This is a genomic window from Deltaproteobacteria bacterium (genome assembly GCA_017302835.1).
GTDB lineage: Bacteria > Bdellovibrionota > Bdellovibrionia > Bdellovibrionales > Bdellovibrionaceae > UBA2316.
The window spans coordinates 57,345-84,044 of sequence record JAFLCC010000007.1 but is presented as its reverse complement, the minus strand read 5'-3'; the positions used below and the strand labels follow the sequence as shown (position 1 = coordinate 84,044).

Below are 26,700 nucleotides of genomic sequence, written 5' to 3'. Positions count from 1 at the left end.
GCTGAGAAGGGCCGAGGTTTAGAATTGGTCTGCGCGACTGGATTTGAACCAGCGACCTCTTGCACCCCAAGCAAGTGCTCTACCAAGCTGAGCCACGCGCAGTTGTCTTTTAAAAAAATGGAAAAGATTTCTGTGCATCTTAGAAAAAATATTTTAATTAGGCAACTGGAATTGTGAAATAAATTGGTACCATGAATTTAAGGTTTTTTTCCAGTTTTTTGCATACATCTCTTCAGTCTCTTTGAGGTATTCATGCTTGTAGACTCTGCCGTCTTGGTCTTCAATTAAGTTGACGTGCGCCGACCATATTATTTCGTTCTTTCCAGAAACTTTATGCAACCATTGATTGATGTGCCAACGGCCATCATCTGCTAAAATCCAGCTTTCGCTAACGACCTCTAAATGGCTGGCTTTATAATTACCATCGGTGTCCATGTAGCCAACGATACTTATATAATTAGCCGTATGATTTTCCGAGTTTGGACTTTTAACGATATTTTCTAAATATAGATAGTTCAAGTTATCAACGCTTAAAATTTTTCCGTTTTTAGCAATGGTGTTAATGAGAAGATTCCAATTTTTATCTTCACTCATTTCCATGGGAACTTGAACTTGGTCCAAGGACAACCTTGTTAAACTATTTTTTGCAAAAGAGAAACTGCCTATGAGGGATAAAAGCAGAAGCATACTTAAACTTGTATTCATAAAACCATCCTTGTTTTTTAAAGTTTAATTCAGAAAAATCAGATTTAATCTGCTTTTAAGACTAGGATACTTTTTGAGACCTTGCAATAAACTATTTTGCTTCAAGCCAATGATTCACTTCCTCTTCTAGAAGATCTAATGGCACGGCTCCAAGTTGGAGGACAACTTTGTGAAATTCTCGGATATCAAATTTAGGTCCTAGTTTTTTGATAGCCTGTTTTTTTAATTCTTTGATTTTTAGCTCTCCTATTTTGTAGGCGAGGGCTTGACCTGGCATGACGATATAACGATCAATCTCCACTTCGGATTGGAGCTTGTTTTTAGGAATGTGCTCCATAAAATATTCAAGGGCCTTTTCCTTGGACCAATTTAAACTGTGAATCCCTGTATCAACGACAAGCCTTACCGCACGCCACATTTCATAGGTCAGTTGGCCATATTTAGAATATAAATCTTTATAAAGGCCTAACTCATCACCCAAACTTTCAGAATAAAGTCCCCACCCTTCTGTATAAGCGGTATAGAATTCATGTTTTCTAAACTCAGGTAAATCACCAACCTCCTGAGCCATCGAAATTTGTAAATGATGACCCGGGACGGCTTCATGTAGGGTTAATACCTCCATTTCCCATTTGGGTCGCGAATTTAAATTATAAGTATTTGCTTCAAAGTAACCGGCGCGTCCTGATTTGAAACTTCCAGGTTGATAGTAAGCCGTCGGGGCTGACGGAGCTTTATAATCAGCCATAGGTTTGACACCGTAGGGGAGTTTGGGTAGATCAGAAAAAAGTTTTATAAGCCCAGGATCAATTTCCTTGGCAATGGCTTGGTAGGCATTGATAAGTTCTTTGGGAGTTTTGAAAAAAAATTGAGGATCGGTTTGTAAAAATTGGTGAAATTCTGACTGACTTCGCTTCTCATTTAATTTTTGACGAATTTGCAACATTTCTTGATCGATACGAGTCACTTCTTTAAGTCCAAGCTCATGGATTTCTTTGGCAGTTTTAGACGTGGTGGTGTGTTTTTCAACAAGAAAGTGGTACCAGTGGCTACCTTGGGGTAAAGAACTAAAGGAAATCTCTTCTCGGCAGAAGGGTAAGTATTTTTCTTCAATAAAAGATTTTAGTTTTTTAAGTGCCGGGTGAACTTTGCTTGAAATAAGAGATTCGGCTTTTGCTAAGAGTTTCGATTTCTCTTCAGAAGAAATGTGGGTGGGCATTTCTTGAAAAACTTTATAGAGAGGACTTTCCTTTGGATTACTAAAAATTAAGGCTTGAATTTGTGCAGGTACTTTTTTTATTAAAAATTTCACTGGAGTGACTTTGCGTTTCAGGCCTTCTTCTAAGAGGATGATATTTTGATCAATGTAGACATCTAATCGGTCCAATCGTTTAAGGCGATTCTCAAAATCTTCTTTATTTAGTTTGGGAGCCGCGTCGATGATATCCATAATTTCCAAGTGAATTCCATTCATTTGATCTAGGACTAAATATTCTGATGGGAATTCACTTTCTTTTATTTGAGAGTTGATTTTCTTGAGAAATAATTTGTAATTTATTTTATCATTTTGCGAAAGCTTGGTTAAATTTATTTTTTTTAAAAGTTGTAAGTGGCAAGGAGCCATCTTCTTTCGGTTTAAAATATTCTCAAGGCTTTCATCAGGCCAAAGGTCATCATATCCTGAAAAGCCAACAAAAGTAGCCCAGGTAGGGTATTCTTTCATCCATTGACCCCAAATAAAATCCATGACCAATTTTAATTTTTTACTCTCATTTTTTTCTTTTTGAAGTTGGCCGGAAAAGGCCTTACAGGTCTGAATAGATGATTCAGGCGATGTGGCAAAGGCCTGGTTGTTTAAAATAAAAAGACTAAATATCAAAAATTTAATCATGGTGGGACCTCGTATTAAAAATTAATTAGGCACTAAAAAGAATAATAGCCGACCAAACAGTTGCAAGATTCTTTTGAGTTGTTGGTGTAAGAATGTTTTGTGTTCGCAGGAATTTCAATTTTATCTCCTGGGCGTAAAAGAATTTGATTTCCTGAAATATTACACAAGAGCTCGCCCTGACAAAGGATTCTGATTTCAAGGAACCCATGAAGATGATCCTTAATACTTTGCCCTTGGGGAATGGTTTCAAGGACAAAATCTTGATCTTTTTTTATTTGATAGCACTTTTTAATTTCTTCAGTGGTCAAGGTTTTAACTCCTTGCCAACGGTGGACAATCATTGAAGCTCCTTGGACCAAAAGGCCGCATATTCTGGTGCATGATAGGTGAAAATAATATCAGCCCCAGAGCGATGAATGGAAGTTAAGATTTCGGTGACGATCGGCATTTCATTAACCCAGCCTTTGGCGGCACCGGCTTTTACCATGGCGTACTCACCACTAACGTTGTAGGCGGCCACGGGTAAGTTCGAGATGTCCTTAACTTTTCTAATGACGTCTAAATAGGAAAGGGCGGGTTTGATCATTAAAATATCTGCGCCTTCGTTCAAATCAAGCCGGGCCTCACGAAGGGCTTCTCGGGAATTACGATAATCCATTTGATAGGATTTTTTATCTCCAGCCCTGGGAGCTGAGTCAAGGGCCTCACGAAATGGACCATAGAAAGCCGAAGCGTATTTTGCAGAGTAAGAAAGGATTCCCGTGTCCTTGTGTCCCTCAGATTCTAAGGCAAGGCGAAGGCTGCGAACTCTTCCGTCCATCATGTCGCTGGGACAAACAAAATCGGCACCTGCCTGGGCATGGAGGCAGGCCATTTGTGCTAAAATCTCGACAGTAGCGTCGTTGAGAATTTTGCCATTTTCAACCAACCCGTCATGTCCTTCGCTGGAGTAGGGATCTAGGGCAATATCTGTATAGAGAGAGAGATCAGGGAATCGGTCTTTAATTTGTTTAATCGCCGTGGGTAAAAAGCCATCTTTATTCAAAGATTCGCTCGCCATGGGATTTTTTAAGGAGTCATCAATTTTAGGAAACAGAGCATAGTTTTGAATCCCCATTTGTTTCCATGCAGTTATTTTTTGCAGCAAGAGATCAATGCTTAAGCGAAATTGACCAGGCATCGACGTGATTTCATCAGCTTTTTGTTTTCCATTTTGAATAAAGACAGGGTAAACCAATCGCGAGGGCGCAGGGTAAGTCGTTTCAGCACAAAGGTCTCTGATGTTTTTGTTAACCCTGAGCCGGCGAGGACGTTGTTTCAATTTCATTTTTATACCTACCCCTATCTCTATCTTCCTGGAAAAACTTCAAATCGAGTTCTATTCTTTGGGTCAACAAACTCATCTAAAATCTGCTGAGCTCTGGATAGACTATAGCGACTAGATAAGTGTTTTAAAAGTATTTTTTCTGAGTTGATTCGCGGCAGTCGTTCTAAAATTTCAAATAAGTGAGTATGACCCCACCTTCTTGTATCTTCGAGGCTTTTTTTGTTATCCATAAAAGTACTCTCCATAAACAAGATCTGGGAATCATACAGCTCAGGGTTTTGATCTAAGAATTCAATCTGAGAATCACCCGAAAAAGAGATAAGTATTTTTTCAACTTCTTTTTCGATTTGGATCCCCTTTTTTTTGAGCTCAACCAGTGAAGCTCCTGTTTTTTGCTGAAACTCTGGTAATAAAGTTTTTGTTTTTTTAAGTAAAGAAAATCCATAGGAATCAATGCGGTGAAAGGTTCTGAAGGGCTTAATTCTCAGAGTGCTATTAAGGTAAATACTAGGGAAATCCTCAAGAGCAAAAAAATCGTATTCATAGGTATGCTGTTCAATTTGGCTCCAAAGCGAAACGATCTCCCGAAGGGGTTGAATCAGGCTCCCAGGCATATAGAACTGGGGTTTAGGATGATGCCGCATATTCTTTTGAGAAATAATATAAGGAATACCGGCGGCATGATCCATATGACCATGGGTGATAAAAAAAAGATGGTCATTCAGAATCCAGTCAAATCCTTGCCCCACATCAATTGAAAAGTTGAAATCTGGAAGCTGATAACAGGAATAGACACCCGCTAAGGACACGCCCCTAATTTTAATTTCCTTATGTTGCCAAAGCTGTTCCTTCATAACGATCAAAACCTAATATTGAATTAAGTGGAAGGGTCAGATGTCATTCCACTATAGGGCTCAACTTGAGCCAACCCGCCCAGTCTAGCTATGAAGGACTTGGGTGTAAAGTCTTAGTTTGTTTAGGTAAGAGACATTTCTAAAATGAACAGCCAAAGAAAAGGCGTCAGACTCTTTGATCCTATTAAATCGGATCAGCTCCAACTCTGCCTCAAAACAATTTTTAAATTCTTGGTTGTCCAATTTTAGTTTCAGGTGTTGGGAGTGGTTTGAATGACCTTTAAGAAGGAGTTGGAGGTCGGTAAGAGCCTCTGGCTTGATTAGCAGCAAGGCTCCAGTTTTAGAAATATTTATAGTTTTAGCAGAGAGATTCACTTTCTGGTTTGAATCAGGAGCGACAAGTTCAAGCTGAACTTGGACCTCTGTTTGAACTCGGGGAGGGGTTTTCCACCAATGCTTGGATTTATTTCTTAAAGCTTCTTGGTACTCTGGAACCAAGAGAAACGAAAGGGGAATTAAAAAAAGAAAATTAGCAATACTTGTTTTAAATAACGAAAAGTCATTAATCTGTGAAGATAAAGGAAGCGCGCTAATGATGACCAAAAGGGTCAGAAATCCTACAATATAGTTTAATTTAGGATTTACAACCCACGCATAGTAGACAGAGACAAAGCAAGTACCCATCGTGAGCCAATTCATTAAGTTTAGGTGATCAAATGTTTTGTAAAAATCTTTAAATTCATAACTAAACAGATACATTATATGCAAAGGAAAGGAGACAACAATGAGCAATAAAAAAAAAGTTAAAAACACATAATAAAAAGGTCTTTGCTTCATCCGATCGCCTTTCTCTCTGCTCCAACCATCGGTTGAAATGGGCTAAACTTAAGTGTCAACTTAAGTCGTGCAAGCAAGTTTAGGAAGCAAAGCTATTGAATTCTAAAAGCAACTGGGTACTGGAAGCTGGGTGTTGGGTACTGGAAGCTGGGAGCTGGTTGCTGGGTACTGGGTGCGGCCAAAACCAGACTTGGTCCTGAAGTTGAAAATTGAGAGGTGGCCGTGTCAGGAGAGGCTAGTGTGTTCATGTGCTAGTCTGCAGGCTAGGTCACAGACAAGCTTGCAGACTAGCTTAAATACTCGTAGGTAAGAGGCTTCATAGAATTGCGGAGGCTAGCGGTGAGGTAACTAGCGGAGGCTAGCGGCTGCTAGCGGTGATTAGCGCTGATAGCGGTGATTAGCGGTGATTAGCGGTGATTAGCGGCGGTTAAAAGTAAATTGCAGAGTCGATGAATCTCTCCGTTTTTCGGTTTTCCATGTGGCTCAGCTTTCCCCCAGGGGCACCGCGCAGGTCTTTGAATTTTGCATTGCCAAAGCCTCATGAAGAAATCACAAGCAAACTCAAATTCACTGATTAATACTTTGAAAAATCCCAGAACTCTCATCACTCCAAAACGTTTGAAAAATTTCAAAGAGCACGGAGGTCAGACTCCTAAGGCTCGTCAGCGCAGGAAACGACCCCTATCTGTTAATGAACCCTTGCATTTAGTTCTGCGCAGTGATTACGCGCGCGGTGCCCGCAAGCTGACGAAACACCAACCGATGATTCAGGGTATCTTAAAGAAAGCTGCTGGTCGGTTTAAGATTTCCATTTATGAGAAAGCCATCAATACCACCCATATTCATCTGCTCGTTAGAGGGAAAACTCGGGAGTCTTTGCAGAACTTTTTTCGTGTGACCGCTGGACATATAGCCCAGAATATCCTGCGAGACTTTCCGCTTCAACCAGGGGAAAAGGGCCAGCCCGTGGTGCATGGGTCAGTGCTGGTGGGCGAAAAGCCAATGTCGAATTGTCACCAGCCGCGCGGTGCCCCTTCGGCGGTGCGGGAGAATAAGTTTTGGGAGACTAGGATCTATTCAAGAATCGTGAGTTGGGGAAGGGAGTTTAAAATAGTCACGGCCTACATTTATCAAAACGTTTTGGAGTCATTAGGAGTGAGGACAAAAACTAAAAACAGTTCTTAAAGGGAGAATTAGCTTGAAGCACGAAATAAGTTTAACACAAACATGTAAATGTTTATCCTATTGTCATAGTTTCATAGTTGGCATTTGCCATCATTGTTTTAACAATCAAGAATTGACAAATGAAGCGAATTTTATCTAAGTAAAGATGAAACTTAAAAATGCCCCGGTCTTAGGGGTGATGGCAGCAATAACAAAAGGGGATTTATGAAAATTTTTATAACGACATTCATTTTTTTCGTTTTTGCACAAGGGGCGAGTGCGGCACCTTTATCTGCATTAATGTTAAGAAGAGATTTAACATTAAGTCCACTTGGCGGAGGTGGAAGTTATTCGGCTGAATTGAGTGCCTGTTTTGATGTAAAATCAAAAACCGAAATTCAAAGTGCCTCTTGTCCCTATTCTTCTACCAATAAACGTCTTTGTCATTTATACATCTATAACTTTCGGTCGGAACCCGGTAAATTAGAAATTCTTGCTGGGACTGAATTCGTGTTAGCTGAACAAATGGGTCCAAAGATTAGTCATGATTGGTCTAAAAAAACTTCCTTTGTAAAACTATTCTATCGGTTAAAGGGGGCGGCTTCGCCTTTAAGCAATCCAAACCTTATCCTCGAGTGTGCAGAAACTAAAAAGGGATTCTTTGCTCCAGCATTGTTTACAGAGAACGAGATTCAAACTTTGTTTGAGCCATTATTTTTATACTAGTTTCTGCAAGACTTGATTGCTTCAGTGATCGTCAAGAGGCGCAGCCAAAGGTTTGTTTAGAAATTGCGATTTTTGATTCAAGTGGGCTTGTAATTTCACTAGTTCCGCTTTGGGAAATTCGATTAGCAAGAATGGGTTACTTAATAATTCATCGCGGGACTGGCGGATTGGTCTTCCTGCATAAACATAACGCTGATAATTTTCACCTGAAAGATTCTGCGGGTCCAAATTTTGACTCCACTCTAACAAGCCAATACGTTCAAGACTTGCAAATTGATTGCGGTCGAACTTTACAATGAGCTGGTCCTTTTTCTTGGAAACAAACTCATAATAACCATCGATCAAAGCTAGTAACACTTCTACATTGGCATGGTCCTCTGAGCGCCTCATGTCCTGGCGATTCATAGTCAGGAGCCATTCCTTTCCTTCCGTTCCTTCGATGACTTTTGCTGAGCTAAACTTAAATGGACTTCTAGGATTCATGAATTTGTCTTTTTTTTCGGTATTTACTTGGGCGTAAGCAACTTCGGGTTGGTAATCCCAAGATAGCCAGCTTAAGGCTTTTTGGTATAAACTATAGCGGACGAAATTAGAAATGTATTTGTGCTTTAACCAACCATTGATCAACCAGTCCCGCTTATCCCAACCCAGCAAATCCAAAAACAAACGACCTAATTCCACTGATTTCGTGTTTGTTGGTCTATCGATGGGACCAAAATTCGTTTCAAAATTGTGAGGCTGCTCTGGACCCATTGAAGTTTTAAGCTGAATATGGCCAAGGACAGTGGTTGCGGCCCCAGGTCCTATGGTTACAGCAAATCCTAATGTTCTTTCGGCTCCGATGGTGTCCTGATGCTGATATTTTTGCAAGTTTTGTGATCGCTCGGGACCTTGATGGGCATAATCGGCGTATAATTCAGATAAAGCTCTGTCTTTTATTACGGGCAAGACTGATAAATTTTCACGGAACCTCCAGTCTCCTTTGGAATTTATAAAATCAGGATGCACCAGTAGGTTCCAACCATCATCAAATGGAACTCGCATTTTAGAATCTAAATTCAGATTTAGAGATTCAGGAAATGACAAATGTGCTCTATCATTCTTCTTATATTCCTGCCCAAGGCCCCTAAATATCAATACTTTCATGGAAGATTCGAAAATTCCGTCGGCAAATATATTTGGCTGCATTGGACCTATTCCATGATGTAACAAACCTTGAATCATTTGAAAGGCACCAGAACCCCAGGCGCTACCTGCTTCAAGAACGGACCAGTTTCGTTCAGTATTTTTGGCGAAACGAAGGAATCCCTCACGCGCTCTCTCGTATCTATTAAGTCCTTCTAACCTAGCTAATTCTCTAAAAACATCCTCCGCTCTTCCTTTTTCTGTGGAGTCAGTTTCAACCGATCGACCCTTAGGTGCATAAAAACTGCGACACTGTTCCTGTTTTATACGTTCCTCTGCGAACAAGGCAGTCCCGAACAAGCTTATAATTGAAATAAGCAGCTTTAAACAAGTCTTCTTAAAGAAATGCAGAGGTCGTTTCATACTCAGAAGAGTAAGCAAGCGCGGGGCCAAAATCAGTTATAAAATGCTAAACAACTTCTAGAAAACGACGGCCTCAAATGCTTTGAGAAATCTCTATTTTCCACTGTATAGAGCTCTTCCAACACATCTTTTCCTAATTGTTTGGACAATACTAGAGAGTCTACAGTACGTCGTACCTGCTCTATGGTTATTGGCCCCACAGTTAAAAAATTCGTCCTTACATGGGCAAGGGCATAGGCGTTAAATAACTGATCCAAAGTAAAATTGGCATTGTGAATTTGATTGTACTTTTTAATCCACTTAAGAGCGCGATAATATCTGACCTCATTTTCTGGGGTAAATATTGCGTGATATACATTTTGCCAGTAAGGATCTCTTTCTCTAAACTTTTTTTCAGCATTCAATTTAGCATTTTCCCATGCCGGCTCTGGCTTATCCAAAATACTGAAACCGCCCAGAGGTGAATAAGACATTAAATATATCCCTTTCTGAAAGTTCGCATCCATCATCTCCCTGTGAGTTACCTGAATTCCGCGGGCGTGAATGGATCTTTGGCTCATCTCAAATAATGAAAAATACGGACTGTTCAGTTGAGGGGATGCTAGTTCCGGATTGCTATTGCTTAGTCCTATGGATTTGTTCACGCGATCCGTTGTCCAATTTGACCAACCTAACATTGGGAAATTTTCTTTAACCGAGGGATGGCTTAATGCCTTCATTATAGTTTCAACTTGGGTTTGATTTCTTTTGATCACGTCAAATTCTACAGAATCAAAATCATCTCGATGCATCAAATAGACCGTTAATCCGTTGCCCAAATTGGCAAGGGTATGCCCAAGCTCTATTGAAACTCTTTCTCTAATTTGACTTTCACTTCCATAAAGTCGACTTGCATAAGTGCCCGGAGGGGAGTTCACTAATTTTTGTTCTTCTTTAGAGCCTGATTCCTGTAAAATGCCTTTACTCTGTAAATCACTTTTGAGTTCATCTGAATGAGAGCCTTTTTCAAGCCGTTGAGAGTAAAACAAATCAAACGGAAAGCCACCCTTTGAGATAATATATATCTGACGATCTGGATTTAAATCATTTTCAGCGTAAAAACTATTTTGCTTTATTAGATTCTTTCGACTTTCTAACCATCGACCAACTAAATTTTCAATATTCCCAACATAAATTGGGGAAGTATCAATCACATTAATGCCCAAGCGAACCGCCTCATCCAAGACTTTAAATACATACGCCTCGGGGGACTCTGGATGTCCTTCGGTGACCCAGTTAGGTTGCACTAGATGATCTGTACCCATGATCAGACGGGAAAGCTTTCGGACTTGACCCTGCTGATCTGTAAGCTGAACATATTCCATTTTTGCCTTCGCTGCCGAAAATGCAAAAAAAATGGCGACGAGATTAATTTTCCATAGAGTTAGATTCATTTGACTCACCTTTTGTAAAAGATCTTTGGTTTATTTCAGTTTTTTTAGAGCAGCAATGAAATCGCTGCTCTAGGTGGGGAATACAAATTGCGTAGCCTGCGCAAAATGTTATGACTCACTTTGGAGTGCAGCCTGATGGGCACACCCAAGAAGTATAAGGATAGTTTCCAGGTCCACCATAGACAGTTCCCTTGATTGGGGGGACTTCAGACCGATAATATCCTGGCCCTGAAAAACAAACGCACATAAAAGGTGGCCGTTCGCTATTTTGACGACCTTGAGTTTTTAAAACTATTTCCTTAAGATTGTCTGCATCTTGTGCCGTATAGTTTCTGTTTGCGAAAGTCATGCTTGCTGCGAATAACGTGAGCGCAATAATTCTTTTTACTATCTGTTTTTGTTTAGACATATAATTTTCTCCTTTAAATTGATTTAGAAAAACTACTTTGAATCCTTAAATATTAGACGACCTAGGTTTCAGCCATTTTTTAAGTTTCTTGATCCGGAAGTAGCTCTATTGGAATAATAACTCGCCGCATTGTACATGTCAATATAAAATTGATCATTTGATCAAATAATAATGTAATATATTGGAATTATGGCTAAAGTTATATATCGAAATATCTATTAAATGATAAAATAAAAACAAAGCCGTCAATCGCGTCGCAGAAATACTCCAAAATGGACAGCAAACAAAAGAGTTTAAGTCAGATTTCGAAAGAATGAAAATCGAACTCTCTTTTGAAAGAGAGTTCGATTTATTTTTTAGATAAAAAGTTAATGATCGTAAAAATAATGGAATCCTTTAGCGTTTATATTAGAGAATCAAATATTCTTCTTTCAAAAGTTGATAGTACTTTGTTAAGTTCAAAGTTCTCAATGTCAGTGATAGAATTTATCAAGATTCCTACTAAACTACTATGTATAGCCTTGGCCGTGAGATAGGGATCGAAATCTGACTTAAACTCTTTTGTTTGCTGTCCATTTTGGAGTATTTCTGCGACACGATTGACAGCTTTGTTTTTAATTTGAGTGTTTATTGACTTTAGCTTTTCGTCAAAAATAGCAAGATACTGTAGTTGAAAATAGATGATTGTAATTTCTTTGGATTCAGAAAAGATTTCAATCGATATTTTTAGATAATTACTTAATTTTTCTTTTGCAGAACCAGCATGGCTCAAACTGGACTCAGTCCTTTTTAAGGCTATATCATAGATGTAGTCCCATACTGTTGGAAATATTTTACTCACTTTTTTAAAATGGTAAGCCACCAAGGGCTGGGGAAACCCACTCTTCTTTGCGATGGATTGAAAGCTAATGCTATGTATACCATCTTCGACCAAACAATGAAGCGCAGCCTTTATAAGTAAATCTTTTGTTTTATGTCCTTGAGAGTTTTTTCGTTTTATCATCTGATATATATCAGAGTACATAAAATTATATTTAGTTACAATAGAATACAATAATGTTTGATTAAATGATCAATTTTATATTGACATTTACAATGCGGCGAGTTATTGTTCCAATAGGACTACTTCCGGGTCAAGAAACTTAAAAAATGGCTGAAACCTAGGTCGCCCAATATTTAAGGATTCAAAGTAGTTTTTCTAAAACATTTTAAAGGAGAAAATTTTATGTCTAAACAAAAACAGATTGTAAAAAGTTTTTTTGCGCTGACGTTATTCGCAGCAAGCAAAATGAAAGGTATATTATTTGTATTTACGTTTCTATTTATAGTTCATTCCAAAGGAACTGACTTTGGAGATAAAGGTTGCAATGTTGTCTTGTTAGAGGCTGGAAATTACAAGACTGGAGGTTGGGGTAATTATTATGGAGCTTCAGTTGCCGTATCAAAATCGATTATAAGTCAATACAACGACCCAAAAGTATTCCTCTATTATGGAACGGATAAAATTGAAAAACCCATAAATAGTAAAGATAATGGAAACTATAAGGTATACTATTTTAAGTTATCTTCTGGCGCAACTCACTATTCGCAAAGCATGAATATGATTCCATTTATAGCATATAGTACTGACCGACTTTTTGATAATAATTTTGGAATTGGTGAAGTTATACTTAAAGGATCAAATAACTGGCGATTTATACAAAACAAATGCAAGATCAATTAGGATTTAATTATGAAATACTTTATTAAAGTTCTACTTGCCATAAACATTCTTTTACCTTTTTCAATCTATGCTCAAAATTCTTCCCAGGCTCCATCTAGCATCCAACTATGAATTTTTGAAAATAGGATGGGAAAAGTTTGTAGAAGAACAAAGTAAGATTCTCAGTCCAAATTTAATTACTGTTGTTCGTGATCATCGAGCAACGACTCTCTATCAAGGGCATTACGGGTATTTTAAATCAATTCAAGACTGGTCATCCAGTTTTAAAACTGACTCTGATTTTAACTTTAAGTTTCAAGGTGAAAATAAAGGAAAATACCTAGTAACTATGCATGGAACAATTATTTTTACAAAGAATGGTGCGCCCCTTAGAATCCGTGAAGGAAAACATTGTTGGCAGGAACTATTCAATTTAGATCGCACGGGGAAAATTTCTTCTCTTGAAGTAAATATGAATTTAAATTGTAATTTTGGTTATTAAATCAGCTAATAAACTAAAATTTCATTTCGTAGAAAAAATGATTTTTCAAAATAACAACCTCTTCTAAAGAGCTCTTTTAAAGAGGTTGTTATTTTCTTCTCAAGCCCCTCAAGGTAATCCTTTCGGTTCATTAATTGCAACGATTTATTCACAATGAAACTAATTTTCTTTTTCTTCATTTTACTGCGATTCGTTGATTCATTTGCATTGCCCATAGACAGATGTCTATTTTTCTACAGACACTCGATTTCTTACGCTCTATCTCCTGATGAGCAACTAGTCTCTGATTTTTTGAATCAACTTCCCTTGCTCCGTCTCTTTATGACAAACTCACCAGGCACAGGTCATCAAGCAATGACCTTGGATATGATTCATCGGGTACTTCATCTTGGTTATAAAGGTAGAATGCAGGTCGTTTACGATGATCATATTCTTTATGGATTTGGAGACAATCGTATCAAATTGGCAACCTTGTTTGAAGAATTCAATCCCGAAGGAAGCGGTCTTCAGCGCTTATCCGAAACCCTCGAGCTCATCAGTCTTTCTGAGTTCCAAAAGCGTCATCAACAACAGGTGGATATGGCCATTGCTCCTGCTCATGATGGGGGAGGATACCTTTTCGGACAGCAGACAGGGGCACTTCCAGCAGTTTTAAAAGCCAGTCTTGTATTGACCATAAATCCTAGCAATTGGATTTACCCAGCAATGGTGACAGTGCAAAGAGGCTTTAAAGTTTACGAAAAGCCCCTCCCCCAATTAGATTCATTCCAGATTCTTCAAGAAGTTCCTTCAGAATCAGCAGCTTTGAATAGTGCCAAAGCAAGGGATAGACAAAATCGACAAATTCTTGGTGGGTCATCTGAAGAGTTTTTAAGAAACATATTGAAGGTTACTGGTGGAACGCATGCGTCCTGGGATCTGGCTCCTATCTATGGCCTTGGATTTATGAAAACTCCTACCAAATTATCTGGAGAAAGTGTGCTCGTGAATTATGTTCGAGCCCTAGCAAGAGCCATGAAAGTATCACCAAAAAATTTCAAGAAGTCAGGTGTCATTCTACCTATTTTTAATGATTTAAGCCCAAGTCAACTTGCTTCGATTAAATCCGGATTGAATGACCCTTCGGTAAATCTTCAATTACTTACTGGCATAGATCAGGTACCCCTGCAGCAGGTTCTTTTAGATGAAACTTTGGAATCTTCAATTCTTTTGTTAAATGTTGGTCCCGTGCCTAGGCCTATCTTTAGTTACCTTATGACCAAGGCAACTCTTCCTATTTTAGCTGAGGGGAAGGGGACTTTGAGCCTCCTTCAAGCAGAGGGTAAAGTTTATATTGATACACGTCGGGAATTAGAAACGACGGAGAAGGCTGATGTGCCAAATCGCTTAGATAGCATTTTAGAAGAGCAAAGTCGTCTGCTTTGGGCGAACCTACCTTGGACCGAGGAGCGTGAGCATAAAATAGCTGAGTTCATTCTCTTAGTTTCACAAGCAAATTCATGGATAAATAAATCAGTGAATTCAAGAAAAAAAGAATTCGGAGACCCAAAAAAAGACAAAATATTTCAAGCATTAAAAATCATAGAAAAAGAATTTGCTGGGGGAGATCCGTTAGTCTATTTTCCATAATTTAATTAATCTTTAAAAATTAAAGAAAGAATGGTGAGACCAGCATTTCTGGTCTGTGAATAGATTCTAAATTGGTTTTTGACTAAAACGGAATAGCATTCCATTATGGCCAAATATGTGGATAGACAGAGATATATCAAACTTATTAACTGAAAATAGTGACCCGATTCAGATTTTAAGGGGTCCCAGACAATGTGGGAAATCTAGCCTAATTTTACATTTGGATCCAAGTTTTAAAGAAATTTCATTAGATGATTCGTCACTTCGTCAGCTCGCCCAATCGGACCCAGAGCTCTTTCTAAAACAATTTGGAAAAGATAATCTCTTTATTGATGAAGCTCAGTATGCACCCAATTTATTTCCATCCCTAAAAAGAAAAATTGATCTCTATAAAAGGGAAAATAAAAGTCATAAGACTATAATTAGACTCACTGGCTCGAATCAAATTCTCTTGGATCATCAAATAAAAGAGAGTTTGGCAGGGCGAGCAAGCTTCTTCGATTTAAATACCTTAAGTATTCACGAAATATTGCATTCACAAAAAAACAATCCAGGATATTATGTACACTGGTGGATGGCCTGAGTTATATGCTCGTGAAGGTAAGAATATTAAAAAATATTTAGATGATTATATTAATTCCTATATAGAAAAAGATATTGTCTTGACTTCGGGAATTCAGAAACAGTTTGAGTTTTTAAAATTTGTTAAATTGTTAGCGGGCAGAGTCGGACAAGTTTTGGAATACTCTGGTTTTGCAAATGAATTAGGTGTTGATGCAAAGACAATAAAGGAATGGACCTCTTTATTAGAGCGGATGAGAGTCATTTTTCTTGTTAAACCCTTTTCTGGAAACTTAACATCAAGGTTAATTAAGTCACCAAAAATTTTCTTTATAGATACTGGATTGGCTTGTCGTCTTCAAGGATGGTCATCGGCAGAGCCGATTTTAACTTCGCCACAACAAAGTTTTTTATTTGAGAACTTGGTTTTTTCGGAAATTTATAAATTAACAAATAATTTCCAACTAGATTGGGAAATCTTTCATTGGAGAACTAAGGACCAAGAAGAGATTGATTTTTTAATTCAAAAAGGATCGAATGAATTTCTTTTTGTTGAATCTAAAATTAGTTATCAAAATCCAATAGAATTGAAGAATTTTCCAGCAGTTAGAAAGTGTTTTAAGAATAAAGAAATTCCGGTCCTTCACTGTATAATGGAAGGCGATCACATATTAAATCGAAATGTTCCAATTGCATTGTTGTCGGAATTGTTACTTTCCCAGTCAGGGTTGAAAAGAAAGAAAAATTAACATACGCTACTAAGGCTTTCTAAACAGCATTATTGATTTAACGTTCGCAAATCATTAACTTGGCAGTGACCGCTTTGGATTGATTTTGCTTTGAGATAGTTGAATCGAACTGGGATTTTATTTTTAATGTACCAACCATAGTCATAAAAATCTCGTCCTTTAATTCTATTTTTCCATTTTCGAAATAGTAGTGCATGGAGTTTGCCTGCGAAAAGATCAGGATTTTTTAAAGTTATGACCGGAAAACTTGGTGGGGCCAGCAGATATCTGGGCGCATATTCAAAATCAATGGCAGGTTCCGTATCAACTTCAAGGGTTATGTGGGGGTAACTGAAACAGTGAATAGAATGACTGGTTGCTCGGCGATGAGTCTATGGCGTCTTGATCAATGAAGAATAAAAAAACTAAAGAAGGACTTTAACTTTCCATCAGATTTGCCAATTAGTTTATCAAGTGCAGATGAGGTTCAAGTTAAAGTTTTCCGTAGAAAGTCTATTTTTTGTCGAGTTGTTTCATTTCTTAACATGAGCGCATTAAAAATATTCAAAAAATTGTCGAGCGAAATTAGAGCTTTGTTGTATTGGTTTATATCTTTTGGAGCTCTTTTGGTTACTGCCGAATTTTCGCTGCTGCCATTCAGAAGAAAGACTCTTGCAGCTACTACCTGCTCTAAGAAGGGGTCAAAACTTTCTAAACTGATTATCATAGCTTTATTTGTAAGCTCCGCGCGATTTAGAAGGTCAGCAATTCCTTTTCTTAGTTTATTATTGTTATCAGTTTGTTGCTCGTTTTTAGGAATCTCTGAATAAAGGAGCTCAGCTTCCCGCATCATAGAAGTCATATTTTCTACATTCGTATTTACAGCATTCTGTAACAGCTTTAGTTCCATATTTAACTTTGAGATCAATGATTTGACCTCACTATAATTTTTAGGAACACTATTCGGATTTTTTTCTTGGGTTTTCGTCGCATCAATTCTAATATCAGCCAATCTTTTTTTATATGATGCTGCTGGCCTAGTCAGGTACGAATGCACACGTGAAGTTGTTCAGCCAAATGAAAACGATCAACTGCAACGCTAGCATTTGGACATAAAGTCGTCGCGGTTCTGATAAAAAATGAAGACATATCTTTAAAGCTTTTGATTCTTTTATTTTTATCATTCTTCACTGGTCCAACTTCCATTGGTGTTTTGAAATATGTCCCATCAATCTTGATGGTTGCCTCGCAGGTAAATTCTTCCATTAATCGACCTGCCGATTCTGAAAAAGCTGCTGTTAAATTTTTAAACTTTGGAAAAATATATGAAGCATAGGCTAATCTCATGCGCTGGAAAGTATCACAGGCTCCTTGAAATTGAAAAAATAAATATTAACTTCCTTAGATGCGCCTAGAGGTGGACCCTTTATTTTTCGCTGAGGCCACCTAATATGAAAGAGGTCTATTATGTCTTGCAATAAACTTTGCTAAAGAATTTCGCGAAACTAAATTCTGTAAAACTATTCAACTTCTAAAATCATTCCTGAACTATATGCTGACATATCCGGCGAGTACATGGATTGAATCACCGCGGATCCAAACTTGTATTTTCCTTTTGTTGTGGCTTTAAATCGATGTTTTAAAATGTATTCCCCTTTCGGAAGCCACGAGATAAAAAAGTTAGTTAATGAATCTCTAGGCTCTTCGTATCTTGCTAGCAAATCCCAAACATAACCACTTAAAAGCTGGTTGGCCTCGAAACCAGAACCTCGAGGGTCCTTCAAGTGAATATACTCTAACTGCGATTTAGCATTGATTTTTAACTGGACTTCCACTTCATCTCCAACTTTAATTTTAGCTTCTGATTTTAGTGGCGCTAAAGTCTGTTTATTAGCATCGCCTTTAACCTGATAAAATTGACGATCTAAAGACAACACAGACGATGCCGAAGCGGAATTGATTTTATCCGACGTATAGATCCAAGTTGATGAAGCTATGACCGGCAGAGTTCCCGTCTTTTTGAACTCAATAACGCCGTCACCAGGTTTAAAGTTTTCAGTTTTGATAAATCTTAATGGTTCTTTTTTAAACTCGAAGGGGTCAATATCAATTTTTTTGTTTAAATCACCCCACTTCAAATCAACCAGCGTTGATTTATCTAAGGCTCCACTATTTTTCATAAAGCCAATAAGGGAATATATCGCTTTAGCTGAAGTTTTTGTAGATTTCCACTCGTTACCTTTTCGGTTAAACAACAACCATTTAACTAAATTTTTAATACGCTCGTCTTTTGGTTTTAGTTCCACTAAAGTTTGAATAAAGAAAGCATGTTTTTCCACACTATCGTTGTACCAAATCCAGGACTTCTCTTCGGGAGCCCAGTAGGAACCAATCAAATCATCGGTTTTCATACCGTCAAATGCCCGCTTTAATGATTTTTCCATTTTTTCTTTTTGATTCATGCGTTGATAAATATTCGCCAAATAGGCATATCCAAGCTGGGTGATGAGATGGTCATTTTTTTCGATAAAAGGCACCCAGGATTTTAGAGCGTCTTTATTTTTCGACATCTTTAAACCTACCTCATCAAAGGAAGAAAAAATATACGAACCATAAATCAAAAACTGCAGTTCCGATGGCTCGGCTTTTAAATGCTTTGGCAATTCACTATAAACATAATCTAAAGCTTTACTGATCATGTCCTTGGGAATATCGACTCTATATTTCATCGCCTCTGAAAAGCCTTCCAGCACAATTAAGGTAATATACAAATCTTCCTTGCCGCCAGAAAACCAGGAAAAGCCACCACTAGAAAGTTGTCGATTCTGCAATTCTGTAAAAACATAACGTTTGATTTTTTCAACTTGTTCTGAATCGGTTAGTTGAATCAAATCCCAAGGACTTGTTAACCCTTCGGAAACACGCTTCCAAGGTGTTTCCATTAGGTTAATCAAGCGTCTTGGATCTTTATCTTCCCACGGCAGATTGAAAGTTGATCTTAGTGGCACTTTTTTTAAAGCTTCTTTAAGCTTTGGATTTTTTTCATACAAAGAGTTTACTATGGCTAAGGGAACAAATTTATTAATTAATTGTTCCGAGCAATGATAGGGATAGTTAATCAATGAAGGAATAGAATTTAACAGCATCAATGGCAATTGGGGATCCACTTGCACCGCAATTTGTTCGTTTACACGAGTTTCATCTTTTTCATTCCACTTAGGTAAAACGAGTTTGGTTTTCATCTTGTCATCCAAAAAGGAAATTTGTGATTCGATTAGCCGCTCTCGAGAAGGTAATACAGGAATAATTCTTTCTTCAGCATCAGCTTCCTCACCTGACATCCCCACCGTTTTGATTTTTAAATCACTAAGCGTTGAAGTCACTTCCACCTTCCATGCTAAAGAAACTTGTCCCCCTGCTTTTAATGTCCAGTTTTTCTTGTTTAATTCCTTCGCATAAAGAGCATAAACATCTTTACCCTCTTGCTCTAACGTGATTTTGACAAAACCTGATAAATCTTTTTTGGATTTATTTTCTACAAATACGCGGATTTCCGACTGATCATTTTCTCGGAAAAATCTTGGTAATTGTAACTTGGTCATTAAAGACTTACTGGTAATGAAACTTCCCGACCCTTGTCCTAAAGTTCCGTTCTTACCAACAACTAAAGTTTCCAATTTCCAAGTTGTCAATTGATCAGGAAGCTTAAATTCGACACTGGCATTTCTTCCTTTGAATTCAATTTGTGGACTGAAAACAGCGGTCTCAGAAAAATCAGATCGCACTTGAACTTTAGAGCTTTCCTGATCCTCTTGTTCTTGACGTTTTGAAGAGGAGTCCTTTTTTGAAAGAGCCTCCCCTTTCATAGCGCCAGCTTTATCTTCCGCGGCAGGAGCAGTTCCCCCCATGGCGCCAATGCTTTGAGGCTTCATTCCCGGGACACTCGCCAAGGAATCCATTTCCATGTTACCTGCAGTCGATGCAGTCACTTCCATTGATTTTAAAAGATTTTCTCCCCCTCGACCTCGATAAGCATACATATCAAAATCAATATTTAATCTAGGTGGTCTTTTCAGATTTACGTTTTTTCTAAAAAGTTCAATCATGGCACTAAAAACATTTATTTTTTCTGGCACTGGAGTTGTCTGAGGGTAAAATTCAAAAGCGTAAACAGGCTGTGATGATTCATCCGAGGAATAAAGTTCCATGAAACGATCTTTAGAATCTTTGCCATAATACTCTAATGACTGATCATAGACTTTTAACAATCCCTCAAGATTTGAAGACGAGTTCTCGACTTTGATTTTTAAACTTTGCTTATCACGGGGCTTTAATTCCTTTTTATATTCCAACACTAAATTAAGCTTTTTGTTATAAGGTTCAATTTCAATATTTTCACTACCTTGAATCACTTTCCTTTCGCCCCAGCCAAACCAAGTGAATGTGACATTTCTTTGAAACTGATCTTCAGCCTTAAATTCAAAAAGTCTAAATTTGATTTTATCACTATAGATCTTATTTGCTCCTAAAAACTGCCTTCTTAAAACATTGACGACAGCATCGCCCATCAACTGACTTGAACCAAAAATGATTTTAATTTTATCGCCTACTTGGTAGGACTTTTTTTCCTGCAAGGTAAATTTAGGTAAATAAAACTGAGATATCATTTCCCCATTTTGATAAACCATAAAGTACAATTCATTACTGGCGCTAACATTTTGCGAATCCAAAGATTCCGCCTTTAAATGATAAAAACCTTCTTTAAGTATTGAAAATTCAGCATTCAATGATTTTTCAAGTTTCACTTTTAAGTTTTTCTTTTCAACTTCTTTTTTTGTTAAATCCTTAAGGTAAAAATTAACATCATGCTCTGGAGTATGATGAGAGGCATATCCTCTTCGAAACTGCGGATAGTATGGATATTCAGGGTTCCCGTAAGGATTCTTTTCTTTATCTTTTAACTTTTTTAATTGCTCTGAAGTAGGAGGCAATACTTCAGACAAAACAAAACGAACATCGCCAGCATATTTTCTTCCGTTCAAATCTTTCAAATCTACAGTGTATTTTGGATTTTCATTGCTAAAGAAAAAGTTTTTATCTTGAACCAATTGAATAACATATTCAGATTTATTGGCATAAAAACTTTGGTTTCCAGAAATAGTTCTACCACCGGTGTCACGAATATCTGCCTTTACCGAGTATTGCATCGGGGATTCTGATTTACTTTGTGGAGTGTATTCGATCTCTAACTCTCCTTTATCATTTGTCGTTCCAGAGCCAGCCATTTTTTGCTCTGCGGATGGATCAGTTCCATGAGTGACGATTTGATCATAAAACCACGGGCGATAAAACCAAGGCCAAAACGCCTGCGGAGTTATATTATAGTTAACCACCGCATTTTTTACTGGGGAACCATGATAATATTTTGCCTTGATCAGAATTTTGGATTTTTTATTAAACACCCAAACTGATTCTGACTTAGGAATTTCCACAAAAAACTCAGGCCGTTTATACTCTTCAACTTTGAAATACTCGGTAAAGTTTTTCACAACATTTGTTAAATTCAAATCCTGATCTTGAATAAGCGCTTCAATATGGTAATTTCCCAACAAAGCCGTTTTAGGAATTTCAAACTCACCACTAGAGGACCCCATTTCATTTAGTTTTAAGTCTACCGTATGAGCTTGTTTGTAATTCGCATCTTTGATAGTTACTGTGACTTTCCTAAAAGGCATCACTTGCCAACCAAAAGGAACCCGTTGTAAGGCCATCACCTTGAAATTAATCTTTTGCCCGGGGCGATAAATAGGGCGGTCTTTCTCTATAATCATATCCACTTTTTGTTGATGTGTTTTATTTATGTACTGATTTAAATACGAAAAAGATTTTCCCTTATAAGCCACTGCATATAATTGATGGCCATAGCCTAATCTTTGTTGTCCCGTAAAATCCCAATCATCCCAGACACTAGATTTATCATTTTGATTTTGCAGTAACTGGTTGGCCTTATGATTTAATGAGTACAGCAAATTGACATTTTTTTCTAATTTTCCAGTAATGAAATTAAAATAATAAAAATGCTGAGTTGGCAAATTCATTATATCCTTAACAGCCAATGATTTTTCAGAATTAAACTCGATGCCCGTTTGAGTGAGCATAACCAAATCGCTAATTAATACAAAGGTCCCGGCAATAAATTTTTTTTCAAACTCAAAGCTCTTATGTTCAGAGGCCAATATTATATATCGTCCAGGTTGACGTTTAGAAATCTTAATTAAGGTCTCACTGTAGGTATGTTTTCTTTTTGTGTTAGCACTTATTTCTGTTTCCAAAACAGGTTTTTCCAATAAGCATTTTTTTATGCGCTCGTTATCAAGATAAACGTTTGTAGAGCTTCTAAAGTCTGATAAGGCTTTATCCCAGTTCCCATCAAAAGGAACTTCATACAGACGTATAAATATTTTATCAAAATTACGTACCTTCAACGGCACTTCAATTTCTTCTTCAGAATCAAATAAACCGTGGGCAAAGTTCATCTCTTTGTTGGCAATGGATCTTTGAATCTCAAAACACTCAGCAGAGATTTGAGATTTGTATAAATCCAGCGCTTTTTCGCAATAAGTATAGCTCTTTTCAAAATCTTTATTTTTAAATTCGTTTTTTGCAAGTAGAACATACCATTCCGATTTCGCTCGAGAGGTTTTTAGACCCACTAAAAAGAAATTCATTTTGTCTGACAGCTCTTTGTTTTTTTCAATAGCTTCTTTTTCTTCCTTACTTTCCGTAAAGTTGAATTCATAATCAACGTACTGTGGAATTTGCCATTCGCGCTTTTTTAACTCAATTAACCACTTCTCGCGAATATAAGATCTTTTTTTATTAATCTCACTTTGTGAAAATGGTGCAGTCATTGACTTTAATAGTGAAGACTTTGCCTCGACTTCAGAGGCTTCTTTTAACATTTTTTCAATATTAAATTCTTTAACATTTTGCCATTGATAATTCGCCTGAAACTGAGTCATAAGATAATCATAAAAGGTAGGAATTAATTCTGAGTCAGCACTCGACATATCAAATAAATATAAATTTTCAGCTAAAACTATATTTAAATACTCAAGTCGATTTTGCCAAAGGTTTTGGGTTATTTCACGGATTTGCCCCTCAAAGTATGCTGGGGATTTTTTAAGAATATCCGTTTCCCCTTCAACTACTAGCTGTTGCATTTGATATCGATAATTTTGTAAATACTTTTCAAAAGACTTTGCCTTTAACAACAAATAAAAGGGGTAATTTTTGCTTTTCTCTGTCAAATTTAATTTGGAAATTTGTAGCAAGGCTTTTTCAAACGCATTTGATAAAATCAAACTTTGTGTCAGTTTAAGGACTATCTCTTCTTTTATTTCCACTTCTAAAGACTTATAGTTGTCTTTTCTTACTTCTTCCTCGTATAGTTTTGCGGCTTCATTGTATAATTTGGATTTAAACTTTGAATCGGCATTTTGCAGATTTGCAAAACCAGCAGAAGCAATGAAAAACAATAAAATGACAACCGTGGAAAAAACTCTTTTAAAGTGTAAACTCATACAAGCCCCATTATCCTAAGAATGTTCAGATGGTTCTCATTAGATCTAACTAGTTCCCATTTTTCAAATGAAGGGTGCTGTTCAACTCAATGCATTCTTAGGAAAAAACTTTCTTAAACTTGCGAACCATCTTTTAAAATCCCTTTTCTCGGGAGTAACGAATCAAACCTTTTTTGATCGCTTTTTTTTTACTTGTTTCTGCTGGACTGATAAAGGTAAAGGGCGATACTCCCGGCAACAGTGACATTGAGGGATTCGATTCCTTGAGTCGGTATAAACAAGCATTGAGCTCTCGGGATGATTTTCAGGCCTTGTCCCTCTTCCCCAAGCCAAAGACGAAGGTTTTTCGGCCAAGGGTATTCAGAAATGGCGGTGCCTAGAAGGTCTAAACCCACGTCATATTCTGATATCTGATTGGGTTGAATTTGCGAGAGCTCTTTGTCAAGTCGTTCAAACTGCATTTGCAGAGCGACGCCGCTGGAGCTTTTCAATGATTTAGGGTGATAAGGGTCAGCTGAGTTTTTAGTTAATATCAATTTCTTAACTCCAAAGCCGTAGGCGGAGCGGCAGATAGCGCCTAAGTTGCTGGGATCACTGATTGGACAAACGAGTTCCAAGTCGACAGGAGGCGTATTTAAATTGGCACCTTTAAATTCCTTAGATGTTAAAACGACTAAGCAAAAATGTGTTCCTAAGGTGTCCAGCTCATTGAAAAGATCAGCGCTGAGTCGATACGCTTTCATCTTTTGGCCTTGATTTGAATCCTTATCGTCACCCCTCCAATCCGAAGGGGTTGATCCGTTGATCAAGTTCATAAAATGAAGATACAGTGCTTCGTTATCAGGAAATAAAATAGCAGAAATTTGAAAGTCGCTGATAGATTTCTTCTTGTTGAGGCGATCATTGCCGCTTTTATTAAAAAAATCTAAAATAATTTTTTCGCCAGAAAGGAGAAATAGTTTTTCGGTTTTTCTTCCCTTGGCCTGAAGAAGACTTTTCCAGATTTTAAATTTAGGATTTTGTTTGGAGGTAAGGAATTCAAGGCGAGCGAAGGGGAGGGGAGCCGTCATGGTTCGTCCTCATCGTCGAAATCATCTATACTTTTGCTTTTGATTTTTTTAAAAACGATCAAACGTCGATGGTGAGGAGTGTTTGGAATTTCATAGGTAATGTCATTTTCAAGAGTATAATATTCACTCATGGCCTGGTTCGCCAGGACCAACTCGGGATCGACTCCAGGGCCTTTCATAAAATAAATTTTTCCGCCAACTTGCAAGCATCCCATGACATGATTCATGGTATTGGTGATGTCTTCTACGGCACGGGTGATGACGCCCTGAACAGGGTAAACGAAGTCAGGAAATATATTTCTGCCAATAATGTCTAAATTCTTAAGTTTCATTTCTTCGCGGCAATGTTTTAAAAAAGTAACTCTTTTTTGGACCCCTTCTGCTAACAGAATTTTCTCTTCTGGGAAAAAAACTTTTAAAGGAATTCCTGGGAGCCCCGGGCCCGTTCCTAAATCTAAGAGAGGGAAAAGTAGCTGGCAGTGAGTGGGAACCAGAAGCGAATCCAAAAAATGTTTGATGGCAATATCTTTAAGGGTCAGCAAGCGCGTGAAATTTTCTTTTTCTTGGTTGAGCATCAAAAGACGATAATAATGGGCTAGGGCCCTTCTCTGTTCATGAGATATCTGGGAGAAGGAGTGGTTTTTGAAGATGTCATAAAGGCGGTCATTAGCCTCTTCCAGGCTAAATATTTCTGCTGGTTTTTTATGTTTTCCTCTTAAAGGAGTTTTTTCCAATTTTGTGTCTTTTAAGAAAGTTTGCTTAAGTGCAGGGCTTGCAGGAGTCCCCTTTTTTTCTTGTCTTGCTTTATAAGCGGAATAATTAGATTTATTTTTTTGCGCCATAACCTCGGAACTATCTTTTAAAATAGAGTCTTAGTCAATGGGGTCTTGGAGGTTGCTTGAAGACTTTTCAAAGGCGCTCTTACCATGGGGCATCTTAGTCGATGCTTCAAAGTAAAAAATCTTGCGTCCTTTTAAGTGGGCTGTCATAGTTCACAGTATGAATATTTATGAAAAGTTACAAGCTATACACGCAAAAACGATGACCTATTTTAACGAGGCGAAAACCCGTGAGGAGCTCTATCAATTTAAAGTTCAAGTTCTGGGTAAAAACGGGGATTTGACGGAAGTGATGAAAGAGATGGCAAAGCTTTCTAAGGAAGAAAAGCCACTTTTTGGAAAAAAAGTAAATGAAATAAAACAGAGTTTAGAGTCTGCCCATGATCTTTGTTTTGAGAAGTTAAAAAAACAAGAAATCATGGCTAAAATGGAAGCCGAGTATTTGGATTTAACCTTGCCAGCAACGGCTCAGGTAGTTGGGTCTCCTCACCCTGTTTATATGGTCATGGAAGAGATCGTGAATATTTTATCCCGGTTGGGTTATTCTCTTCGGTTAGGGCCATCGATAGAGTCAGACTACTATAATTTTGAAGCCTTGAATATCCCTAAAAATCATCCAGCTAGGGACATGCAAGATACTTTTTTCATTGATGACACTCATGTCTTAAGAACACATACGTCGCCGATTCAAATTCACTCTTTAGAAAAAGAGGAGTTGCCACTTCGTATTATTGGAACAGGTCCCGTATTCAGGTGTGATAGTGATATTTCTCACTTGCCGAATTTTCATCAGATTGAAGGGATGTGTGTTGATAAAAAAATTTCCATGGCTGACCTCAAAGGCACTATTTCGTTTTTTGTGAAAGAATATTTTGGCTCCGATTTAAAAACAAGATTTCGTCCTAGTTTTTTTCCTTTTACAGAACCTTCGGCAGAGGTGGATTGTCAATGCCCTCTATGTAAGGGAAAAGGCTGTAGCCTGTGCAAGCAAACGGGATGGATCGAGATCGGTGGAGCTGGGCTCATGAACCCTAAAGTTTTTGAGACGGCAAAGATCAAATATCCTGAATGGACAGGCTTTGCCTTTGGTTTTGGATTAGAGAGAATGGCCGTCATTAAATATGGAATTCCTGATGTTCGATTATTGCCAGAAAATAATTTATCATTTTTAAAACAGTTTTAATTTTTCAAG

25 protein-coding genes and 1 tRNA gene are annotated in these 26,700 nt (G+C 37.7%); 8 read left to right on the top strand and 18 right to left on the bottom strand.

Annotation, left to right across the window (positions count from 1 at the left end; genetic code table 11):
* Positions 1–25 precede the first annotated feature (25 nt).
* From J0M15_09620 to J0M15_09585, 8 genes are all read right to left on the bottom strand, one after another.
* A tRNA-Pro gene (locus J0M15_09620) sits at positions 26–102 on the bottom strand.
* A gap of 51 nt (positions 103–153) precedes the next feature.
* Complete coding sequence (locus J0M15_09615; GenBank protein MBN8537300.1) at positions 154–705, bottom strand: hypothetical protein; 552 nt, start codon at positions 703–705, stop codon at positions 154–156.
* Between the two features lie 91 nt (positions 706–796).
* A complete protein-coding gene (locus J0M15_09610) occupies positions 797–2,596 on the bottom strand; it encodes a DUF885 domain-containing protein (GenBank protein MBN8537299.1) in 1,800 nt (599 codons plus the stop codon).
* Positions 2,597–2,628: 32 nt separating this feature from the next.
* Positions 2,629–2,937, bottom strand: a complete 309-nt coding sequence (locus J0M15_09605; protein ID MBN8537298.1) for a cupin domain-containing protein — start codon at positions 2,935–2,937, stop codon at positions 2,629–2,631.
* A complete protein-coding gene (gene hemB / locus J0M15_09600) occupies positions 2,934–3,923 on the bottom strand; it encodes a porphobilinogen synthase (protein MBN8537297.1) in 990 nt (329 codons plus the stop codon). The genes J0M15_09605 and hemB overlap by 4 nt, the downstream gene beginning before the upstream one ends.
* Before the next feature lie 20 nt (positions 3,924–3,943).
* Positions 3,944–4,777 carry an MBL fold metallo-hydrolase gene (locus J0M15_09595; GenBank protein MBN8537296.1) on the bottom strand — a complete coding sequence of 278 codons (834 nt, stop codon included), beginning with the start codon at positions 4,775–4,777 and terminating at the stop codon, positions 3,944–3,946.
* A gap of 84 nt (positions 4,778–4,861) precedes the next feature.
* Positions 4,862–5,614 carry a hypothetical protein gene (locus J0M15_09590; GenBank protein ID MBN8537295.1) on the bottom strand — a complete coding sequence of 251 codons (753 nt, stop codon included), beginning with the start codon at positions 5,612–5,614 and terminating at the stop codon, positions 4,862–4,864.
* A gap of 92 nt (positions 5,615–5,706) precedes the next feature.
* Positions 5,707–5,862 carry a hypothetical protein gene (locus J0M15_09585; protein ID MBN8537294.1) on the bottom strand — a complete coding sequence of 52 codons (156 nt, stop codon included), beginning with the start codon at positions 5,860–5,862 and terminating at the stop codon, positions 5,707–5,709.
* 292 nt (positions 5,863–6,154) lie between these two features.
* Between J0M15_09585 and J0M15_09580 the strand changes: the two genes are divergently transcribed.
* Both J0M15_09580 and J0M15_09575 read left to right on the top strand, forming a co-directional pair.
* On the top strand, positions 6,155–6,799 hold the full coding sequence (locus J0M15_09580) for a transposase (protein MBN8537293.1): 645 nt from the start codon (positions 6,155–6,157) through the stop codon (positions 6,797–6,799).
* A 204-nt stretch (positions 6,800–7,003) separates the two neighbouring features.
* Complete coding sequence (locus tag J0M15_09575) at positions 7,004–7,504, top strand: hypothetical protein (protein ID MBN8537292.1); 501 nt, start codon at positions 7,004–7,006, stop codon at positions 7,502–7,504.
* A 21-nt stretch (positions 7,505–7,525) separates the two neighbouring features.
* On the opposite strand, the gene J0M15_09570 is transcribed toward J0M15_09575, so the two are convergent.
* The 4 genes from J0M15_09570 to J0M15_09555 form a co-directional block, all read right to left on the bottom strand.
* Entirely contained in the window at positions 7,526–9,052 is a 1,527-nt protein-coding gene (locus tag J0M15_09570; protein ID MBN8537291.1) for a hypothetical protein, read from the bottom strand.
* Between the two features lie 32 nt (positions 9,053–9,084).
* Positions 9,085–10,485 carry an aldo/keto reductase gene (locus tag J0M15_09565; GenBank protein ID MBN8537290.1) on the bottom strand — a complete coding sequence of 467 codons (1,401 nt, stop codon included), beginning with the start codon at positions 10,483–10,485 and terminating at the stop codon, positions 9,085–9,087.
* 115 nt (positions 10,486–10,600) lie between these two features.
* Complete coding sequence (locus tag J0M15_09560) at positions 10,601–10,894, bottom strand: hypothetical protein (GenBank protein MBN8537289.1); 294 nt, start codon at positions 10,892–10,894, stop codon at positions 10,601–10,603.
* A 403-nt stretch (positions 10,895–11,297) separates the two neighbouring features.
* Positions 11,298–11,918 carry a TetR/AcrR family transcriptional regulator gene (locus J0M15_09555; GenBank protein ID MBN8537288.1) on the bottom strand — a complete coding sequence of 207 codons (621 nt, stop codon included), beginning with the start codon at positions 11,916–11,918 and terminating at the stop codon, positions 11,298–11,300.
* A gap of 201 nt (positions 11,919–12,119) precedes the next feature.
* Here J0M15_09555 and J0M15_09550 point away from each other — a divergent pair, with 201 nt between their 5' ends.
* From J0M15_09550 to J0M15_09530, 5 genes are all read left to right on the top strand, one after another.
* Positions 12,120–12,617, top strand: coding sequence for a hypothetical protein (locus J0M15_09550; GenBank protein MBN8537287.1), 498 nt, complete (start codon positions 12,120–12,122; stop codon positions 12,615–12,617).
* Positions 12,618–12,732: 115 nt separating this feature from the next.
* Positions 12,733–13,098, top strand: a complete 366-nt coding sequence (locus J0M15_09545; GenBank protein MBN8537286.1) for a hypothetical protein — start codon at positions 12,733–12,735, stop codon at positions 13,096–13,098.
* A gap of 153 nt (positions 13,099–13,251) precedes the next feature.
* The gene (locus J0M15_09540; protein MBN8537285.1) at positions 13,252–14,727 is read left to right on the top strand and encodes a hypothetical protein; all 1,476 of its coding nucleotides are present in this window, start codon (positions 13,252–13,254) and stop codon (positions 14,725–14,727) included.
* Between the two features lie 115 nt (positions 14,728–14,842).
* The gene (locus J0M15_09535) at positions 14,843–15,310 is read left to right on the top strand and encodes an AAA family ATPase (GenBank protein MBN8537284.1); all 468 of its coding nucleotides are present in this window, start codon (positions 14,843–14,845) and stop codon (positions 15,308–15,310) included.
* Complete coding sequence (locus tag J0M15_09530; protein MBN8537283.1) at positions 15,288–16,037, top strand: DUF4143 domain-containing protein; 750 nt, start codon at positions 15,288–15,290, stop codon at positions 16,035–16,037. The genes J0M15_09535 and J0M15_09530 overlap by 23 nt, the downstream gene beginning before the upstream one ends.
* 29 nt (positions 16,038–16,066) lie before the next feature.
* On the opposite strand, the gene J0M15_09525 is transcribed toward J0M15_09530, so the two are convergent.
* The 6 genes from J0M15_09525 to J0M15_09500 all read right to left on the bottom strand — a co-directional run bounded on the left by J0M15_09525 (position 16,067) and on the right by J0M15_09500 (position 25,511).
* The gene (locus J0M15_09525; GenBank protein ID MBN8537282.1) at positions 16,067–16,381 is read right to left on the bottom strand and encodes a nucleotidyl transferase AbiEii/AbiGii toxin family protein; all 315 of its coding nucleotides are present in this window, start codon (positions 16,379–16,381) and stop codon (positions 16,067–16,069) included.
* A gap of 122 nt (positions 16,382–16,503) precedes the next feature.
* A complete protein-coding gene (locus J0M15_09520; GenBank protein ID MBN8537281.1) occupies positions 16,504–17,028 on the bottom strand; it encodes a hypothetical protein in 525 nt (174 codons plus the stop codon).
* Positions 17,029–17,057: 29 nt separating this feature from the next.
* Positions 17,058–17,363 (bottom strand): transposase, encoded by a 306-nt coding sequence (locus J0M15_09515; protein MBN8537280.1) that lies wholly within the window; start codon positions 17,361–17,363, stop codon positions 17,058–17,060.
* Between the two features lie 173 nt (positions 17,364–17,536).
* The gene (locus J0M15_09510) at positions 17,537–23,599 is read right to left on the bottom strand and encodes a hypothetical protein (protein MBN8537279.1); all 6,063 of its coding nucleotides are present in this window, start codon (positions 23,597–23,599) and stop codon (positions 17,537–17,539) included.
* Between the two features lie 188 nt (positions 23,600–23,787).
* The gene (locus J0M15_09505; GenBank protein MBN8537278.1) at positions 23,788–24,669 is read right to left on the bottom strand and encodes an RNA methyltransferase; all 882 of its coding nucleotides are present in this window, start codon (positions 24,667–24,669) and stop codon (positions 23,788–23,790) included.
* Positions 24,666–25,511 (bottom strand): class I SAM-dependent methyltransferase, encoded by an 846-nt coding sequence (locus J0M15_09500; protein MBN8537277.1) that lies wholly within the window; start codon positions 25,509–25,511, stop codon positions 24,666–24,668. The genes J0M15_09505 and J0M15_09500 overlap by 4 nt, the downstream gene beginning before the upstream one ends.
* 157 nt (positions 25,512–25,668) lie before the next feature.
* Here J0M15_09500 and pheS point away from each other — a divergent pair, with 157 nt between their 5' ends.
* A complete protein-coding gene (gene pheS / locus J0M15_09495; protein MBN8537276.1) occupies positions 25,669–26,691 on the top strand; it encodes a phenylalanine--tRNA ligase subunit alpha in 1,023 nt (340 codons plus the stop codon).
* Positions 26,692–26,700: the final 9 nt, after the last annotated feature.